The organism is Arthrobacter sp. Hiyo1 (genome assembly GCF_001263615.2).
GTDB lineage: Bacteria > Actinomycetota > Actinomycetes > Actinomycetales > Micrococcaceae > Arthrobacter.
This window is the reverse complement of sequence record NZ_DF952468.1, coordinates 361,779-365,507: the sequence shown is the minus strand read 5'-3', so window position 1 is coordinate 365,507 and position 3,729 is coordinate 361,779. Positions and strand designations below refer to the sequence as shown.

Here is a 3,729-nt window from a genome sequence, read left to right as displayed (position 1 = left end):
GAGGCCGTCCCCGCCGTTGTTTCCTTTGCCGGCCAGCACTGCGACGCTCGAGCCGTACAGGCGACGGCCTTCCGAACGTAGTTCCCGGACGACGGCGTTCGCCAGACCGTAGGCTGCGCGCTGCATGAGAACAGCGCCTTCGCCGGCATCAAGAAGCGGTTGTTCCGCTGCCCTGATCTGTGTTCCGGTGAAGGCGCTGATCATGGTTGCTTGCGCTGCTACGCTTCGGCGATGACCATGGCAGTGGCGATTCCGCCATCGTGGCTCATGGACACGTGCCAGCGCTTCACGCCTATGGAATCGGCGACTGCCAGGACGGTGCCCTTCACCTTGATGGTGGGACCGTTCTGGTCCAGGCCGATCCAGCAGTCCTGCCAGTTCATGCCCGCGGGAGCTCCCAAGACCTTGGCCACGGCTTCCTTGGCCGCGAAGCGCGCGGCCAAGGACCGCGTGTTGAGCTCGCGTTCCGCGGGAACGAACAAACGGTCACGGAGGCCCGGGGTCCGCTCGAGTTGGCGCCCGAAGCGCTCTATGTCTACGACGTCTACGCCTATGCCAACAATCATGCCGTTATTCTACGGTCACGCTCTTGGCGAGGTTGCGCGGCTGGTCCACGTCGTACCCCTTGGCCTTGGCGAGCTCTGCGGCAAAAATCTGCAGCGGAACAGTGGTGAGAAGCGGCATCAGCAGGGTAGGCGTCTGGGGGACGTAGAAAACGTGCTCGGCGTAAGCCCGCACGGCTTCGTCGCCTTCCTCGGCGATCACCAGCGTGCGCGCACCGCGGGCGCGGATTTCCTGGATGTTGCTAACAACCTTCGCGTGGAGGGAATCGCGGCCCCGAGGCGAGGGAACCACCACAAAGACGGGCTGCCCTTCGTCGATCAGGGCGATCGGACCGTGCTTGAGCTCACCGGCAGCGAACCCTTCAGCGTGGATATACGCGATTTCCTTGAGCTTCAGCGCGCCCTCGAGTGCTACCGGGAAGCCCACATGGCGGCCCAGGAAGAGGACCGACTTCTCGTCCTTCATGCTGCGGGCGAGCTCGCGGAGGGGACCCGCGTTGTCGAGGATCTTCTGGATGTGGGCGGGAATCTTGCCAAGGTCCGCCAGGACGTCCTTGATCTGGCCGGAGAAGATGTTTCCGCGCAACTGGGCGAGGTAGAGGCCCAGGAGGTAGGCGGCGGTGATCTGGGCCAGGAACGCCTTGGTGGAAGCGACGGCGATCTCCGGACCGGCGTGGGTGTAGAGAACGGCGTCTGATTCACGCGGGATGGTGGATCCGTTGGTGTTGCAGATGGAGATCGTCTTGGCGCCCTGTTCGCGGGCGTAACGGACCGCCATCAGGGTGTCCATGGTCTCGCCGGACTGGCTGATGGACACCACCAGCGTGTTGGCGTCAACGATCGGGTCGCGGTAGCGGAATTCGTGCGCAAGCTCCACCTCGGTGGGGATGCGGCACCAGTTCTCGATGGCGTACTTGGCGACCATCCCGGCGTATGCGGCCGTGCCACAGGCCAGGACGATGATCTTGTTGACCTGCTTGAGCAACTCGGGGTCGATCCGGAGCTCGCTCAAAGTCAGCTGGCCGTTGATGTCCGAGCGGCCGAGGAGGGTTTGGGTGACCGCGTCGGGCTGGTCGTGGATTTCCTTCTCCATGAAGGAGCTGAAGCCGCCCTTTTCCGCAGAAGCCGGGTCCCAGTCAACGTGGTATTCCTTGCCCTGGGCGGGGGCGCCGAAGAAGTCCGTGATCTCCACGGTGTCGGCGGTGATCGTGACGATCTGGTCCTGGCCAAGCTCGACGGCGCGGCGCGTGTGGTCGATGAAACCGGAAACGTCGGAGCCAAGGAAGTTCTCGCCTTCCCCCAGCCGACGACAAGGGGGGAAGTTGCGACGCGCGGCGACGACGACGTCGGGCCGTTCCGCGTGCACGGCGAGGAGCGTGAACGCGCCTTCGAGCCGCTGGCACGCGAGCTGCATCGCCTTGGTGAGCCTGCCGTTGGAGGAGTCGCCATTGAGTTGGTTGCGGAAAATATCGCCCAGCAGTGCTGCCGCCACCTCGGTGTCCGTCTCCGATTCGAAAGTGACACCCTTGGCGATGAGCTCCTGCTTGAGCTCGGCGAAGTTTTCGATGATTCCGTTGTGGATCATCGCCAGGCGTCCGCCATCGGCCAGATGCGGGTGGGCGTTCTGGTCGGTGGGTCCGCCGTGGGTGGCCCAACGGGTGTGGCCGATACCGGTCAGCGAGTCCGGGAGCGGATTTCCCTCGAGCTCGTTCAGTAGATTGCTCAGTTTCCCGGACTTCTTCCGGGCTGTGATGGTTCCATCAGCCACCACTGCTACTCCGGCTGAATCATAGCCCCGGTATTCAAGCCTCCGGAGTCCTTCAAGTACGACGTCGAGGGCCGAGTGCCCGGCATCTGCCCGGCGGGATGAATTGCCAACGTAACCTACGATTCCACACATGCCTACAAGAGTAGCGGTTGCCCCGCGAAATGGACGTAGGATATCCGGGCCCGCAATCAGCCCAGGCCGCGGAATATGCAGGTTCATGCACCTTTTCCGGGAGAGCATGCTCACACAAAATCTGCCCGCCGTTCATGCTGTATTTCCGGATCAGCCAACGGAGGGGCAGAATCTCTATGGTGACTTTGCAACGCAACGAAGCGAACGGCGACAGCTCCTCTCCGTTCGTGGAACTGGACAGGCAGACGTGGTCCCGGCTCGGTGCGCAGATGGAGCAGCCGCTTAACGAAGAGGACATCATCCGGCTTCGCGGCCTTGGCGATCCCCTGGACATGAAGGAAATCCGCGAGGTCTACCTCCCGCTCTCCCGCTTGTTGCACCTCTATGTCCAGGCATCACAACAGCTTCATGCAGCCACAACCACCTTTCTTGGCGAGCAGACCCAGCGCACGCCCTTCGTGATCGGCGTCGCGGGTTCGGTGGCAGTCGGCAAGTCCACTATCGCCCGCGTGCTGCGCGAGATGCTCCGCCGCTGGCCCGGCACCCCGAACGTCGAACTCATCACCACCGACGGGTTCCTGTATCCCCTCGCCGAGTTGAAGCGCCGGCACTTGCTTGAACGCAAGGGCTTTCCGGAGTCCTACGACCGCCGGGCCTTGCTTCGATTCGTGAGTGCGATCAAGGGGGGCGCCGAAGAAGTCCGGGCTCCTTGGTATTCGCACGTCACCTACGACATCGTCCCGGACAAGGAAGTAGTGGTCCGGAGGCCCGACGTCCTGATCGTCGAGGGCCTCAACGTGTTGGCCCCCGCGCGTCCCCGGCAGGACGGCCGGCAAGGCTTGGCCCTGAGCGACTTCTTTGATTTCTCCATTTACGTTGACGCCAAGACTTCCTACATCGAAGACTGGTACGTGGACCGTTTCCGCAAGCTTCGAAGCACCGCGTTCGCCCAGCCGGAATCCTACTTCCACCGTTACGCGACGCTCTCCGATGCCGAGGCCGAAGCCACTGCACGCGGCATTTGGAAGCGGATCAACGAGCCCAACCTTGAGGAAAACGTGCTCCCCACCCGCGGCCGGGCGCAACTTGTCCTCACCAAGGATGCCGACCATTCCATCCGCCGCATGCTACTCCGAAAGGTCTAGCACGGATGTGCTACAACTGCGGCCCCAGCCGAAGGTCCTTCGCGACGCTTCTTGCCGCAGGGGCGGGAATGGCGGCCTTGGCGGCCTGCAGCCGGATACCCGGGTCGCCTCGCCCACGTCG

General features: G+C 63.3%; 4 protein-coding genes. 1 reads left to right on the top strand and 3 read right to left on the bottom strand.

What is annotated here, in order from left to right:
• From AHiyo1_RS01630 to glmS, 3 genes are all read right to left on the bottom strand, one after another.
• A partial coding sequence (locus AHiyo1_RS01630; RefSeq protein WP_275937030.1) for an NAD(P)H-hydrate epimerase occupies window positions 1-204 on the bottom strand: 204 nt, incomplete at its 3' end.
• A 14-nt stretch (window positions 205-218) separates the two neighbouring features.
• Window positions 219-566: a holo-ACP synthase gene (locus tag AHiyo1_RS01625; RefSeq protein ID WP_059387406.1), complete on the bottom strand. Its 348-nt coding sequence runs from the start codon at window positions 564-566 to the stop codon at window positions 219-221.
• Between the two features lie 4 nt (window positions 567-570).
• The gene (gene glmS, locus AHiyo1_RS01620; RefSeq protein ID WP_059387405.1) at window positions 571-2,463 is read right to left on the bottom strand and encodes a glutamine--fructose-6-phosphate transaminase (isomerizing); all 1,893 of its coding nucleotides are present in this window, start codon (window positions 2,461-2,463) and stop codon (window positions 571-573) included.
• A gap of 176 nt (window positions 2,464-2,639) precedes the next feature.
• Here glmS and coaA point away from each other — a divergent pair, with 176 nt between their 5' ends.
• A complete protein-coding gene (gene coaA, locus AHiyo1_RS01615; protein ID WP_059387404.1) occupies window positions 2,640-3,608 on the top strand; it encodes a type I pantothenate kinase in 969 nt (322 codons plus the stop codon).
• Window positions 3,609-3,729: the final 121 nt, after the last annotated feature.

Bases quoted from the DNA above. Each gene is read 5' to 3' on its own strand.
- coaA (WP_059387404.1), top strand. From the start codon at position 2,640: ATGGTGACTTTGCAACGCAACGAAGCGAACGGCGACAGCTCCTCTCCG.
- AHiyo1_RS01625 (WP_059387406.1), bottom strand. From the start codon at position 566: ATGATTGTTGGCATAGGCGTAGACGTCGTAGACATAGAGCGCTTCGGG.
- glmS (WP_059387405.1), bottom strand. From the start codon at position 2,463: ATGTGTGGAATCGTAGGTTACGTTGGCAATTCATCCCGCCGGGCAGAT.